Origin of the sequence: Burkholderia sp. TSV86, assembly GCF_001522865.1 — a bacterium.
Classification (GTDB): domain Bacteria; phylum Pseudomonadota; class Gammaproteobacteria; order Burkholderiales; family Burkholderiaceae; genus Burkholderia.
The window spans coordinates 179,297-192,717 of the sequence record NZ_LOWB01000104.1 but is presented as its reverse complement, the minus strand read 5'-3'; the positions used below and the strand labels follow the sequence as shown (position 1 = coordinate 192,717).

Sequence of the window (13,421 nt, the reverse complement as noted above, 5' to 3'; positions counted from 1 at the left end):
CACATCGAAAGCAGCGCGCCGCATTCAGCATGACCCGTGCGGCCTCGATCGAATAACATGGCTGTCAAACCCAACCATCTCGCGCCGTGCGCTGCTCGCGGCAAGGCGTCTTGCGAAAAGCGCGGGGGCCCGCGCGGTTTCGCCACCGGGGCAACCGGCAGGCTCGTCAATGGACATCACGGCCCGTGCGGCAAATGCCGCCCTTCAATCCGCCCGCGCGCGGCGATATTGCACCCAATCGCCGGATTCGATCCGCGGCTTATCCGCAACCGCATGCGCGACGACCGGGTAATACAGGCACTCGTAGCGCCGGCCGCCGAGTTCGATCGCCGCGTGCTGCGATATGAACAGCCCCGCGATGCCCGGAAACACGCCTTCGATCTCGTCGAGCACCGGCACGAGCCGCTCGTCGACCGCATAGACGTCCCCCCACACGAGATCGCGGCCCGCCGCAGCGATCATCCCAGGGTAACGGCCGAAATCGTAGAGCCGGCCTGGCATCGCGGCCGCGCCGATCAGCGTCGGCTGCACGATGCCGTGCTTCGCCGCCGCGCGGCCGATATCGTTGATTTCGCCCGCTCTGAGCGTGCCGTAGACGAAAACGTGGCGCATCGTGAAATCCTCGCAGCGTGATGATTCGCGCCGCCCCGGCCGGGGCAGGCCGTCGCGTCAGTCGATCAGCGCGGCGTCGCTGACGAGCACGCCGTCGGCGTCCGCATAGATCCAATCGCCCGGCACGATTCGCGTGCCGCGCACGTCGACAGTCACGTCGCACTGGCCGCTATTGCGCTTGTCGCTCTTGCGCGGATGCGACGCGAGCGCAAGCACGCCGAGCGCGCACTCGGCAAGCTCGTGCGTATCGCGCACGCAGCCGTTCACGATGATGCCGGCCCAGCCGTTGTGCTCGGCGAGTTTGCCGAGATTGCCGCCGACCAGCGCGCAGCGCAGGCTGCCGCCGCCATCGACCACCAGCACCCGCCCCGCGCCCGGCGCTTCGAGCGCCGTCCGCACGAGCGTATTGTCCTCGAACAGCTTGAGCGTCGCGGCCGGGCCGGCAAAACGCGTCACGCCGCCGAACGAGCGGAACACGGGCTCGAGCACCCGCAGCGTGCCGGCGGCGAGCCGGCTCTCGTTCGCGTCGCAAAGATCGGTGGTGGCAAACGTCATGTCGAAAGCTCCTGGATGATTCGATCGAATTCGATTCGTACCGCGACGATCCGGCATTATCGGCTAAGACCATTACGCTGCGTCAGGTAGAGCGCTCGCCCTACAATAGCCGGACGCCATTCGCCCCGTCTTCGATCATCGATGAACCTGTCCGTTCCCCGTTCAACGCGGCCGCCCGCCGGCGCCACCAGCACGTTTGACGTTCCGTCCGAATTCGCGCCGAACGCCGCGCGTCCGATGCGCGTGCGCGCCCGCCCGGTGCCGCCGGGCATGCGCGTGCCCGCGCACTCGCATGCGTGGGCGCAGCTCGCGTATGCGTCGCGCGGCGTGCTGCGGCTCGCCACGGCCGATGCAACCTGGGTCGTGCCGCCGTCGCGCGCGATCTGGGTGCCGCCGCAAATCGAGCATGAAGTGGTGATTGTCGAGGAGGCCTATCTGCGCACGCTGTATGTCGACGCATCGGCGGTGCCGAAGGGGCTCGACGCGTGCCGTGTTGTCGAAGTATCGGGGCTGCTGCGCGAGCTGATCATCGCACTCGACGCCAAGCCGCTCGGCCACGCGCGCGAACGGCTCCTCGGCGCGCTCGTGCTCGACGAACTCGCGCACGCCGAGCCGTTGCCGCTCGCGGTGCCGATGCCGACCGAAAAACGGCTGCGCGCGCTGTGCGAAGCGGTGCTCGCGCAGCCGGCGCAAGGCGAAACGCTTGAATATTGGGCAACGAGCGTCGGCGCGAGCACGAGAACGATCGCGCGTCTTTTCAGGCACGAACTCGGCGTGAGCTTCTCGCAATGGCGGCAACAAGCGCTGCTCGCCCGCGCGATTCCCTTGCTGAACCAGGGGCGGCCGCTGTCGCGCATCGCACACGAACTCGGTTACCGAAGTCAGAGCGCATTCTCGGCAATGTTCAGGCGCGCGTTCGGCGCGAGCCCGCGCGCGTTCATTCAGCGCGGCGGCGCGGATGCGGCGGCCGATGCCGGTGCGCCGCCGTCCGACGACGGCGACATCAGGCCGCTGCTATAGCGCCGGCGCGCCCCCCTCCACACCGCGCCGCCGGCACACGCCGCGCGTCACCGCCGCACGGGCCGCACCATATGCCGAATCGAGCCGAGCTGTGCGAGGCGCGGCCCCGCGAGCCGGTAGCCCATGCGCAAATACAGGCGCGCCGCCGAATTATCGACGAACACGCGCAACTGCGTCTCGCGTAATCCGCGCGCCAGCGCGAAGCGGTGGGACATGTCGAGCAAATACGTGCCCGCGCCACGCTGCCGGTAGCCTGGCATGATTTGCACGTCACGAATATGCAGCGAATCGCCCTCTTCGGTAATCCGCAGCAAACCGATCGGCACGCCGTCGAGTTCGAGGATAAAGTTTTCCGAATCGCGCCAGCTTGCAAAAAAAAGATCGGCGCGCCACTTGAGGCCGTGGCGTAGATAGTACGCATCCATGTTGCCGTGCGTCAGCGCTTGAGCAAAATCGAAGTCGCGCGGTTGGGCGGGACGCAATGAATAAACGAGCGGATCAGCGGCAGAATCGGACATGGCGGGTTCGCAAAGCCTGTGTCAACGCCACGATAGCGCAGCCGCCACGGGTTGCAATGCCAATTTGCACGCATAGGCCACGAACGCGCCTACGGCTACGCAGACCCGTCGCGGTACGGATCGCCCCGCGCGCGCAAATAAGCGGCAGCGTCCGCGACGCAAAACAAAAAGCCCGTTCAGGCATTCCTGAACGGGCTTTGAATTTGGCGGAGCGGACGGGACTCGAACCCGCGACCCCCGGCGTGACAGGCCGGTATTCTAACCGACTGAACTACCGCTCCACTTTCTGCACCAACCGGCAAGCGTCGGTTACGCTCTTGCCGGTTGCGCCGCCTCTTTCGAAACGACGCCGATGTTTGGCGTCCCCTAGGGGATTCGAACCCCTGTACTCACCGTGAAAGGGTGATGTCCTAGGCCTCTAGACGAAGGGGACAACGTACTGCTTACACCTTTAACAAAAAAGCCCGTTCAAATATACAGCCTGAACGGGCTTTCGATTTGGCGGAGCGGACGGGACTCGAACCCGCGACCCCCGGCGTGACAGGCCGGTATTCTAACCGACTGAACTACCGCTCCACTTTCTGCACCAACCAGCAAGCGTCGGTTACGCTCTTGCCGGCTGCGCCGCCTCTTTCGAAACGACGCCGATGTTTGGCGTCCCCTAGGGGATTCGAACCCCTGTACTCACCGTGAAAGGGTGATGTCCTAGGCCTCTAGACGAAGGGGACAAAATCTTTTCAGATCTGTCTTACCGCTCTGTTCGCGCCATTAATTTTCATCAACAGCAGAGAACGAAATTCTAACTTCTTTCATTCCGTTTGTGAAGCATTTTCTGTCACCTGATGCTTCGCAAACTTTATTTACTCTGCGTTCAACTGGTGGAGGTAAGCGGGATCGAACCGCTGACCTCTTGCATGCCATGCAAGCGCTCTCCCAGCTGAGCTATACCCCCGTGTCTCGAAGACTGCTGAACAACAGAGAAGCGAGATTGTAGAGTCGGTCTTGGCGTTTGTAAATACCCTATTTGCGATTCAATCGATCTTTTTGCGAGCCGCCCTGTGCCGGCACTGGGCCGACGCATGGCGGCTCGCCTCCCGCTTATGCGTGCGCCGCCTCGAGACGCGATACGACAACCTCACGGCCGAACAGCATCAGCACCGCGTCGATCGACGGCGTGTGCGTCGTGCCCGCGACGAGCAGGCGCACCGGCATCGCGAGTTGCGGCATCTTGAGCTTGTGCGCGGCAAGCGTCGCCTTCAACGCGGATGCGATCGCCTCCTTGGTCCATTCGACCTGCTTGAGCGCGGCGGCAAATTCGGCAAGCGCCGGACGCACCGCGTCGCTCACGTACTGCGCGAGCGCGTCGGCATCGGGCGCGGGCGCGCGGTAGAACATCGCGGCGTTTTCCGCGATCTCCTTGATCGTCGATGCACGGTCCTTCATCAGTCCGATCACGGCGGGAAGATCCGGCCCGCTCGCAAGCGCCGCAGCGTCGATGCCGAGCGCCGCGAAAAACGGCTTCGACAACTCCGCGAGGTGCGCGTCGTCCGCCTCCTTGATGTAATGGTTGTTCAGCCACATCAGCTTGTTGTGATCGTACTGCGCGGGCGACTTGCCCAGATGTTCGAGATCGAACCATTCGACGAACTGCTCGCGCGAGAAGATCTCCGCGTCGCCGTGCGACCAGCCGAGGCGCGCGAGATAGTTGAGCACCGCCTCCGGCAAAAAGCCTGCATCGCGATAGCCCATTACGCTCATTGCGCCATGCCGCTTGCTCATCTTCTCGCCCGCCTCGTTCAGCACGGTCGGCAGATGCGCGTAGACCGGCACCTCGGCGCCGAGCGCACGCAGGATATTGATCTGGCGCGGCGTGTTGTTCACGTGATCGTCGCCGCGAATCACGTGCGTGATGCCCATGTCGATATCGTCGACGACGACGCAGAAGTTATACATCGGCGTGCCGTCCGGCCGTGCGACGATCAGGTCGTCGAGTTCCTCGTTCGAGATCTCGACGCGCCCCTTCACCGCGTCGTCCCACGCCACCGTGCCCGTCAGCGGATTCTTGAAGCGCAGCACCGGTTGCACGCCGGCAGGCGGCTCGGGCAGCACCTTGCCCGGCTCGGGGCGCCAGGTGCCGTCATAGCGCGGCTTTTCGCCCGCCGCACGCTGCCGCTCGCGCAGCGCGTCAAGCTCCTCCATCGACATGTAGCACGGGTAGACAAGGCCCTGCTCCTGCATCTTGGCAAGCACCTCGCGATAGCGGTCCATCCGCTGCATCTGGTAATACGGACCTTCGTCGTAATCGAGGCCGAGCCATCCCATGCCTTCGAGAATGGCGTCCACCGCCTCCTGGCTCGAACGCTCGACGTCGGTATCCTCGATGCGCAGCACGAAGGTGCCCTTCGTCTTACGGGCGAATGCCCACGGATACAGCGCGGAACGCAGGTTGCCCAAATGAATGAAGCCCGTGGGGCTCGGCGCGAAACGGGTGCGGACAGGACGGGTCATAAACGATAGCTCGAACGCCTCAAGCGGCGCATCAATTGGAACGACGCGGCCGGCCGCGCCCGCCGCGCGGCGAACGCCGGGGTGCGCATCCGGCCGGAACTGAAAGAGCACGAATTATACTCGCCGCGCCGCGCTTTCCGGAGCCGCCCGCCGTCAAGCGCCGCGCGAGTTTCGCACCGCCGTGGCAGTTGCTTTATGATGTGCGCCGCGCCCGCCTTGGCGGCCGCGCACGGCTGGCCGCGATTGTTCGCGTTTGCCCGCGATCCGCCTGCAATCCGGCGGTCGGCGCGGCAAGGCCGCCGAATTTTCGCCGCGCATGCCGTGCATCCGTCACGCACTCAGCGCGGCTTGCCGCCGGAGAATGAAATCGATGCCGCCTCGCAGCCCGTCACGCCGCACCTTCACGCTCACCTGCGCGTCAGCCGCGCTCGCCGCCTGCACGCCGTTCGGCACCAAGCCGACCGCGTCAGGCGCCGTCACGCCGCCGACGAATCAGCCCCAGCCGCGCCCGGTACGCATCGGCATCGCGCTCGGCGGCGGCGCCGCGCGCGGCTTCGCGCACGTCGGCGTGTTGAAGGCGCTCGAAGCGCGCGGCATTGCGATCGAGATCGTCGCCGGCACGAGCGCGGGCTCGGTCGTCGGCGCGCTGTATGCGTCGGGCATGAATGCGCTCGCCATCAACAAGCTCGCGCTCGCGATGGACGAGGCGTCGATCAGCGACTGGGCCGTGCCGTTCCGCTCGCGCGGCCTGTTGCAAGGCATGGCGCTGCAGAATTTCATCAACAGGACGCTCAACAACCGGCCGATCGAGAAGATGGCCAAGCCGCTCGGCATTGTCGCGACCGATCTGAAAAGCGGCCAGCCGCTGCTGTTCCAGCGCGGCAACACCGGGCTCGCGGTGCGGGCGTCGTGCAGCGTGCCGTCCGTGTTCGAGCCGGTGCGGATCGGTGATCACGAGTATGTCGACGGTGGGCTCGTCAGCCCCGTGCCCGCGTCGTTCACGCGCAGGATGGGGGCCGACTTCGTGATCGCGGTCGACATTTCCGCGCGCCCCGAAGGCGCCGCGACGCAAAATCCGATCGAAATGCTGCTGCAGACATTCACGATCATGGGGCAGACGATCAAGACCTACGAACTTGACAAGTACGCGGATGTCGTGATCCGCCCGAATCTCGCCGCAATGGGCGGCAGCGACTTCAACCAGCGCAACGCGGCGATCCTGGCGGGCGAGGAAGCGGTTGCGCGGGTCATGCCGGAGTTGCAGCGCAAGCTGGCGGCCGCGCGCCCGGCCGCGGCATAAGCGCCCGCATTGCGCTCATCGCGCCGCATGCGGCGGCGCATTGGCAGCAAGCGCACGGACAGCGCGCCAAAATTGGGGGCGCGCTTAAATAGAAAACCCCGCCATCCCAATTGGGTGACGGGGTTTCGACTCGGCCGACTCAGGCGCCAAACCGGAGCGCGGCTGACTCAGTTGCTGCCGCTGTCGCCGATCGTCGCGCGCACGCGCTGACGCAGATCGTCGGGTTTCGTCGTGAACTGCGTCTCGATCCGGCGCGCACCGGTGAAGCGCTTTTCCCAATAGCTGCTATCGAGATCGTCCACGCGGATCGTGCTGCCCGTCGACGGCGAATGCACGAACTTGTTGTCGCCGATATAAATGCCGACATGCGAGAACGTCCGGCGCATCGTGTTGAAGAACACGAGATCGCCCGGCTTCAGTTCGCTCATCCGCACCTTTTCGCCCACGCGGCTCATTTCTTCGGCGCGGCGCGGCAGCGACATGCCGAGCGTGTCCTGGAACACGTAGCGCACGAAGCCGCTGCAATCGAGCCCCGAATCCGGGGTGTTGCCGCCCCAGCGATAGCGCACGCCGATCATGTTCAGCGCGCCGACGACGACGTCGCCTGCCTTGCCGGCCATGCCGGAGAGGAACGACTTCGCGCCGCCTTGACTCTTCGCGGGCGCGGCCGTGCCATTGGGCTGCTGCTGGGAATTTTGCGGAAGGAAACCGATGTCGGACTGAGCCGAATTAACGGCATTTTGGCTTGAACTGCTGACTTCGTCGGCGAACGCGCTGGGAGCGGCAGCGATCAAGACGCCTATGAACATCCCGGCGACGACGCGCGTGCAAGCCTGGGTGAGGGAGCGGTGCTGCATGAGTCGATAGATTTGCGCTGAAAAATCAGTCGATTGGCGGAAAATTTCGGTCGATACTAGCCACGACGGATATGTTTGTCAAAAGGAATTAATGATTTTGAGCCAAATGGGTGCATCACCCTTCATTCAACAGACCTAACCAATAGCTTTCAGCAGGCGTTGCGTGTAAGGATGCGCCGGCTTGGAGAAGATTCGCTCGACATCACCCGTTTCGACGATTATCCCCCCTTGCATCACCGCGACTCGGTGCGCCATCGCCCCGATTACTTCCAAATCGTGACTAATGAAGAGATAGCCGAGGTTGTATTTGCGCTGAAGATTGGCCAGCAGTTTCAGCACCTGCTGCTGGATCGACACGTCGAGCGCGCTCGTCGGCTCGTCGAGCACGAGCACGCGCGGCTCCAGCACGAGTGCGCGCGCGATCGCGATCCGCTGGCGCTGCCCGCCCGAAAACTCGTGCGCATAGCGATGCAGCACCGTATGGTCGAGCCCGACCTCGCGCAGCACCGCGATCGTCTTGTCGCGGCGCGCGTCGGCAGACAGTTGCGGACGGTGCAGCGCGAGCCCCTCGGACACGATGCGCTCGATGGTTTGCCACGGCGAAAGCGAACTGAATGGGTCCTGAAAGACCACTTGCATATCCGCGCGCAATGTGCGGCGCTCGCGGCCGCGATAGCTCGCAAGCGAACGGCCGTCGAACTGGACGTCGCCCTGCGCGAGGCGTTGCAGCCCGAGCAGGGCCATCGCGAGCGTCGATTTGCCTGACCCGGACTCGCCGACGATCCCGAGCGTCTCGCCCTGCCGCACCGATACGCTCGCGTCGGACACCGCCGTGAACCGCCCGTCGTGGAACCAGCCGGCGAAGCCCGGCCGTTTCTGCTTGAACTGCACCGTCACGCCACGCGCGTCGAGCATGACGGGCGCGATCGGCAACACGGGCGACACCGTGCGCTGCGGCCGGCTGTTCAACAGACGCTGCGTATACGGATGCTCGGGCGCGCCGAAGATCCGCTCGAGCGGCCCGGATTCGACGAGCCGCCCCTTTTCCATCACCGCGACGCGCTCGGCGAAGCGCCGCACCAAATTCAGATCGTGCGTGATCAGCAGCACCGCCATCCCGCGCTCGGCCGCCGCGTCGCGTTGCAGCTCGAGCAGCAGCTCGACGATCTGCGCGCGGATCGTCACGTCGAGCGCGGTCGTCGGTTCGTCGGCGATCAGCAGGCGTGGCCGGCACGCGAGCGCCATCGCGATCATCACGCGCTGCCGCTGGCCGCCCGACAACTGATGCGGGTAGCTGTCGACGCGTTCGCGCGGCCGGTCGATGCCGGTGCGCGCCAGCAGCGCGATCGCACGCTCACGCGCGTCGCGCTTCGTCGCGCCGTCGTGCAGCTCGATCGTCTCGCCGATCTGCTCGCCGACCGTGTAAAGCGGATTGAGCGCCGTCATCGGCTCCTGGAAGATCATCGCGATATCCGCGCCGCGCAGCGCGCGCATCTCGCGCTCGCTCTTGCCCACGAGATTCTCACCGGCAAAGCGGATCGCGCCAGACACGTCGGCGTCGCGCAGCAACCGCAGGATCGACAGCGCGGTCACGCTCTTGCCCGAGCCGGATTCGCCGACGAGCGCGACGCGCTCGCCGCGGCCGATCGCCAACGACACGTCGTCGACGGCGAGCATATCGCCGAAACGCACGCACAGCCGCTCGATCGACAGCAGCGGCTCGCCCAGCGCCTGCCCATTGCGCAGCCGGCTGCCGCCCGGCGCACGCTGCGAATCGCTGCGGTTCACGTCGGCCGCGCTCATCGGGCGCCTCCCGCCGCGCGCGTCGTATCGGCAACGCGTGTATCGAGCGCGTTACGCAGCGCATCGCCCATGAAGGTCAACAGCAACAGCGTCGCGACGAGCACGCAGAACGTCGCGAGCGAGATCCACCACGCGTCGAGATTGCCCTTGCCTTGCGCGAGCAGCTCGCCCAGGCTCGGCGTCGGCGGCGGCACGCCGAGGCCGAGGAAATCGAGGCTCGTGAGCGCGAGAATCGCGCCGCTCATCCGGAACGGCAAGAACGTGATGACGGGCGTGAGGCTGTTCGGCAACACGTGCCGCCAGATGATCTGCCAGCTCGACAGGCCCATCGCGCGCGCGGCGCGCACGTAGTCCTGCGAGCGATTGCGCAGGAACTCCGCGCGCACGTAATCGGACAGTCCGATCCAGCCGAATAGCGACAGCAGCACGATCAGCAACGCAAAACTCGGCTCGAACACCGACGCGAAGATGATCAGCAGATACAGCTCGGGCATCGCGCTCCAGATCTCGATGAGACGCTGGCCGATGATGTCGATGCGTCCGCCGAAGTAACCCTGCACCGCGCCCGCGGCAACACCGAGCACCGTGCCGATGAACGTGAGGATCAGCGCGAATTCGACCGACACCCGAAAGCCGTAGACGAGCCGCGCGAGCAGGTCGCGCCCCTGCGCATCCGTGCCGAGCCAATTCCCGCGCGACGGCGGCGCGGGATTGGGCTGCGTCGAAAAGTAGTTGAGCGTGTCGTAGTAGTAGCGGTTCAGCGGATACAGCGCGAAATTGCCCGGTGCAGCGAGTTTGCCGCGCACGTAGGGGTCGAGATAGTCGGCGGGCGTCGGGAAATCGCCGCCGAACGCCGTCTCCGGGTAGTCGCGCAGCAGCGGGAAATAGTAATGACCGTCGTAGCGCACGACGAGCGGCTTATCGTTCGACCACAGCGGCGCGGCAATGCTCACCGCGAACGCGACGGCGAAGATCACGAGGCTCCAGTAGCCGAGCCGCTGCGCCTTGAAACGCCGCCACACGCGCCGCGCGGGCGAAGGCGACACGTGCGCGCGCGCGGCGTCGATGCGGGAAGAAACGGCGGATCGGCTCAATTCAGCGCTCCAGTTGCTCGAATTGCACGCGCGGGTCGACCCACACGTAGCAGAGATCGGATACGAGCTTCGTCGCGAGCCCGATCAGCGTGAAGATGTACAGCGTGCCGAGCACGACCGGGTAGTCGCGCCGGATCACCGATTCGTATGACAGCAAGCCCAGCCCGTCGAGCGAGAACAGCGTCTCGATCAGCAGGCTGCCGGTGAAGAACGCGCCGATGAACGCCGCCGGAAAACCGACCACGAGCGGCAGCAGCGCGTTGCGAAACACGTGTTTCCATAGCACACGGCGCTCGGCGAGCCCCTTTGCACGTGCGGTCAGCACGTATTGCTTGCGGATTTCGTCGAGAAACGCGTTCTTCGTGAGCATCGTGACGACCGCGAAACTGCCGACCACCGACGCGGTGATCGGCAGCACGATATGCCACAAATAATCGACGACCTTGCCCGCGACGGACAACTGCGCGAAGTTGTCCGACGTGAGGCCGCGCAGCGGGAAGATCTGCCAGAACGAGCCGCCGCCGAACAACACGAGCAGCAGCACGCCGAGCACGAAGCCGGGAATCGCGTAGCCGATCAATACGGCGAGGCTCGTCGCGAGATCGAACGTCGAGCCGTTTCGCACCGCCTTCGCGATGCCGAGCGGCACCGAAATCAGGTAAGTGAGCAGGAACGTCCATACGCCGATGCTGATCGACACCGGCAGCTTCGACACGATCAGCGACCACACGCTGCGATGATGAAAATAGCTGTCGCCGAGATCGAAGCGCGCGAAGCGCGCGAGCATCAACCCATAGCGTTCGACGGGCGGCTTGTCGAAGCCGTACAGCGCTTTCAGTTGCGCGAGCTGCTGCGCGTCGACGCCGGTATGCGCGCGCATGCCATACGGCACTGCGCCGCCCTGCCCGGCGCCCTTGCGCAGCTCATACACGGCCTGCTCGACCGGGCCGCCCGGCACGAACTGGATCACGACGAACGTGATCGTCAGCACGCCGACGAGCGTCGGAATCATCAGCAAAAGACGTTTGAGGATGTAGCTCCACATAGGCGCTTGTCGAGAAGGTTCGAACGATTTGGCCGACCGGCGATCGACCATGCTTATGACCAGCGGATGGCCCGCTTGCCGGCCGTCACAGCGCGGCCGGCGAATCGTGTCCGGGCTTCGCCCACCACATCGACGCGATCCAGCCTTCCGCCGCATAGTACAGCGGCAGCGTCTGCGGATAGCCGAGCGTGCGCTTGTACGCGACGCGCCACGTCGTGCTGTACCAATGCGGCACCACGTAGTAGCCGTGTATCAGCACGCGGTCGAGCGCGCGCGCCGCATCGGACAACTGCTCGCGCGTTTGCGCGCGCACGAGCGCGTTCAGGATCGCGTCGACCGCCGGCGATTTCAGGCCGATCATGTTGTCCGAGCCCGGCTCGTCGGCATAGCGGCTCGCAAAGCGTGTGAGCTGCTCGGTTCCCGGCACTTGAACGCCTGCGTAACGGATCGACGTCATGTCATAGTCGAACGCGTTGAAACGATTTTGCAGCAACGCGAAATCGGCCGTCCGAAACTTCACGGCAATCCCGAGTTTTGCCAGATTGCGCGCGTAAGCGGTCACGATGGGCTCCATCCCCGCGCTCGAATCGTCGAGAATCTCGAACGCGAACGGCTCACCCTTCGCGTTGCGCAGCGCGCCGTCGCGGTATGTCCAGCCCGCTTGCGCAAGCAGCGCGCGGGCCTTCAGCAGATTGGCGCGCAGCGAGCCGGGCGCATTGGTGCTCGGCTGCTTGGGCATCGGCCCGAATACGGCCGGATCCAGTTGCGCGCGCAGCGGGTCGAGCAACGCGAGTTCGCCCGAGCCGGGTACGCCGCTCGCCTGCAACGCGGTATCGGCGAAATAGCTGTCCAACCGTGTATAAGCGCCGTAGAACAACTGGCGGTTCAGCCATTCGAAATCGAACGCGAGATCGAGCGCTTGCCGGACGCGCACATCCTGGAAGAGCGGGCGCCGCAAGTTCATCAGGAACCCTTGCATCCCCGCGCCATTGTGCTGACGGAACTCGCGCTTGACAAGCTCGCCGCTGTCGAAGCGTTTGCCGACATCGCGCCGCACCCAGTTACGAGCCCCGTATTCGACGAGCGCGTCGTACTCGCCCGCCTTGAACGCCTCGAGCTTCGCTACGCCGTCGCCGTAGAGTTTGTAGACGATGCGCTCGAAGTTGTTCGTGCCCACTCGCACCGGCAGCGCGGCGCCCCAGTACGCTGCATCGCGCCGGTACGTGATCGTGCGGCCGCTGTCATAGCGCTCGATTACATACGGACCACTGCCGATCGGCGGCTCGAACGCGAGTTGGTCGAAGCGCATCCGGGTGCCGTCCGGCCTCAAGCCCCATTTGCGCGAGAACACCGGCACGCCGGCCGCGATGAGCGGCAGCTCTCGGCTTGGGCGGCGAAAGTCGAAGCGCACGCTTGCCGGATCGACCGCCACCGCGCGAACGATATCCGCGTAATAGGCCGGGAATTGCGGAGCCGCCTGCGGACTTTTCAGCACATCGAACGAAAATTTGACGTCCGCCGCGGTCACGGGATCACCGTTCGAGAAACGCGCGCGCGGATTCAAATGAAACGTGACCGACATCCCGTCCGGCGCGACGGCGATATCGTCGGCGAGCAGCCCGTACATCGACGCGGGCTCGTCAGCGCTGCCCGTCATCAAGCTTTCGAACAGGAAATCGAGCCCGGGCGCCGCGTTGCCGCGCATCGTAAAAGGATTGAACTTGTCGAAAGTCGACAGCCGGCTCGGATTCGCAAGCACGAGCGTGCCGCCCTTGGGCGCCTGCGGATTCACGTAGTCGAAATGCTTGAAGCCGGGCGGATACTTTGGTTCGCCATACTGAGCGATTGCGTAGGCCGCGTGTGCCGACTGTGCCGCGGCGAATGCAAATACCACGCCCGCGGCCGCCGCCATGCGAGCGAGGCGTGCGTGGCGCGACGCCCGGGCAAACACGGCGCGCCACGCATCGCGCGCAGGTTGCAGCACGGCCGATCGCTCGATCGATGCGGGCGTTGCCGCGTGCCGCGGCGGCCGTGGCCAAAAAGCGTGGGGCAAACCGATCGTCATGGATGAATAGATGCGTTGGCAAGTCTTCGAGGATGGCGTTGTGA

At 65.0% G+C, this 13,421-nt stretch carries 10 protein-coding genes, 5 tRNA genes and 1 pseudogene; 2 read left to right on the top strand and 14 right to left on the bottom strand.

What is annotated here, in order from left to right; translation table 11 throughout:
- Nucleotides 1–204: 204 nt before the first annotated feature.
- Together WS68_RS18865 and rraA are read right to left on the bottom strand one after the other, a co-directional pair.
- Nucleotides 205–612 (bottom strand): gamma-glutamylcyclotransferase family protein, encoded by a 408-nt coding sequence (locus tag WS68_RS18865; protein ID WP_059572179.1) that lies wholly within the window; start codon nucleotides 610–612, stop codon nucleotides 205–207.
- A gap of 57 nt (nucleotides 613–669) precedes the next feature.
- Complete coding sequence (rraA, locus tag WS68_RS18860) at nucleotides 670–1,167, bottom strand: ribonuclease E activity regulator RraA (protein WP_059572178.1); 498 nt, start codon at nucleotides 1,165–1,167, stop codon at nucleotides 670–672.
- A 141-nt stretch (nucleotides 1,168–1,308) separates the two neighbouring features.
- Between rraA and WS68_RS18855 the strand changes: the two genes are divergently transcribed.
- Nucleotides 1,309–2,187 (top strand): AraC family transcriptional regulator, encoded by an 879-nt coding sequence (locus WS68_RS18855; protein WP_059572177.1) that lies wholly within the window; start codon nucleotides 1,309–1,311, stop codon nucleotides 2,185–2,187.
- A gap of 47 nt (nucleotides 2,188–2,234) precedes the next feature.
- On the opposite strand, the gene WS68_RS18850 is transcribed toward WS68_RS18855, so the two are convergent.
- The 7 genes from WS68_RS18850 to gltX all read right to left on the bottom strand — a co-directional run bounded on the left by WS68_RS18850 (nucleotide 2,235) and on the right by gltX (nucleotide 5,213).
- Nucleotides 2,235–2,705: a GNAT family N-acetyltransferase gene (locus WS68_RS18850; RefSeq protein ID WP_059572176.1), complete on the bottom strand. Its 471-nt coding sequence runs from the start codon at nucleotides 2,703–2,705 to the stop codon at nucleotides 2,235–2,237.
- A gap of 204 nt (nucleotides 2,706–2,909) precedes the next feature.
- A tRNA-Asp gene (locus tag WS68_RS18845) sits at nucleotides 2,910–2,986 on the bottom strand.
- Between the two features lie 76 nt (nucleotides 2,987–3,062).
- Nucleotides 3,063–3,138, bottom strand: a tRNA-Glu gene (locus WS68_RS18840).
- 66 nt (nucleotides 3,139–3,204) lie between these two features.
- Nucleotides 3,205–3,281 (bottom strand) — tRNA-Asp (locus tag WS68_RS18835).
- A 76-nt stretch (nucleotides 3,282–3,357) separates the two neighbouring features.
- A tRNA-Glu gene (locus tag WS68_RS18830) sits at nucleotides 3,358–3,433 on the bottom strand.
- A 148-nt stretch (nucleotides 3,434–3,581) separates the two neighbouring features.
- Nucleotides 3,582–3,657: transfer RNA gene (locus WS68_RS18825), tRNA-Ala, on the bottom strand.
- A gap of 146 nt (nucleotides 3,658–3,803) precedes the next feature.
- A complete protein-coding gene (gene gltX, locus WS68_RS18820; protein ID WP_059572229.1) occupies nucleotides 3,804–5,213 on the bottom strand; it encodes a glutamate--tRNA ligase in 1,410 nt (469 codons plus the stop codon).
- A 243-nt stretch (nucleotides 5,214–5,456) separates the two neighbouring features.
- On the opposite strand from gltX, the pseudogene WS68_RS18815 reads away from it, so the two are divergent.
- Nucleotides 5,457–6,513: pseudogene (locus WS68_RS18815) on the top strand (patatin-like phospholipase family protein).
- 167 nt (nucleotides 6,514–6,680) lie between these two features.
- Here the strand turns inward: WS68_RS18815 and WS68_RS18810 are convergent.
- The 5 genes from WS68_RS18810 to WS68_RS18790 form a co-directional block, all read right to left on the bottom strand.
- Entirely contained in the window at nucleotides 6,681–7,370 is a 690-nt protein-coding gene (locus WS68_RS18810; protein ID WP_059572175.1) for a C40 family peptidase, read from the bottom strand.
- A gap of 135 nt (nucleotides 7,371–7,505) precedes the next feature.
- Complete coding sequence (locus WS68_RS18805) at nucleotides 7,506–9,173, bottom strand: dipeptide ABC transporter ATP-binding protein (RefSeq protein WP_231753062.1); 1,668 nt, start codon at nucleotides 9,171–9,173, stop codon at nucleotides 7,506–7,508.
- Entirely contained in the window at nucleotides 9,170–10,267 is a 1,098-nt protein-coding gene (locus WS68_RS18800) for an ABC transporter permease (protein WP_059572174.1), read from the bottom strand. Before WS68_RS18800 ends, WS68_RS18805 begins: the two co-directional genes overlap by 4 nt.
- Nucleotide 10,268: 1 nt before the next feature.
- On the bottom strand, nucleotides 10,269–11,312 hold the full coding sequence (locus WS68_RS18795; protein ID WP_059572173.1) for a microcin C ABC transporter permease YejB: 1,044 nt from the start codon (nucleotides 11,310–11,312) through the stop codon (nucleotides 10,269–10,271).
- 85 nt (nucleotides 11,313–11,397) lie between these two features.
- Nucleotides 11,398–13,377, bottom strand: a complete 1,980-nt coding sequence (locus tag WS68_RS18790) for an extracellular solute-binding protein (RefSeq protein ID WP_059572172.1) — start codon at nucleotides 13,375–13,377, stop codon at nucleotides 11,398–11,400.
- Nucleotides 13,378–13,421 lie beyond the last annotated feature (44 nt).

Excerpts from the sequence above, each read along its gene's own strand:
- WS68_RS18865 (WP_059572179.1), bottom strand. The coding sequence starts at position 612 with ATGCGCCACGTTTTCGTCTACGGCACGCTCAGAGCGGGCGAAATCAAC.
- WS68_RS18790 (WP_059572172.1), bottom strand. The coding sequence starts at position 13,377 with ATGACGATCGGTTTGCCCCACGCTTTTTGGCCACGGCCGCCGCGGCAC.
- WS68_RS18805 (WP_231753062.1), bottom strand. The coding sequence starts at position 9,173 with ATGAGCGCGGCCGACGTGAACCGCAGCGATTCGCAGCGTGCGCCGGGC.
- rraA (WP_059572178.1), bottom strand. The coding sequence starts at position 1,167 with ATGACGTTTGCCACCACCGATCTTTGCGACGCGAACGAGAGCCGGCTC.
- WS68_RS18850 (WP_059572176.1), bottom strand. The coding sequence starts at position 2,705 with ATGTCCGATTCTGCCGCTGATCCGCTCGTTTATTCATTGCGTCCCGCC.
- gltX (WP_059572229.1), bottom strand. The coding sequence starts at position 5,213 with ATGACCCGTCCTGTCCGCACCCGTTTCGCGCCGAGCCCCACGGGCTTC.
- WS68_RS18810 (WP_059572175.1), bottom strand. The coding sequence starts at position 7,370 with ATGCAGCACCGCTCCCTCACCCAGGCTTGCACGCGCGTCGTCGCCGGG.
- WS68_RS18795 (WP_059572173.1), bottom strand. The coding sequence starts at position 11,312 with ATGTGGAGCTACATCCTCAAACGTCTTTTGCTGATGATTCCGACGCTC.
- WS68_RS18855 (WP_059572177.1), top strand. The coding sequence starts at position 1,309 with ATGAACCTGTCCGTTCCCCGTTCAACGCGGCCGCCCGCCGGCGCCACC.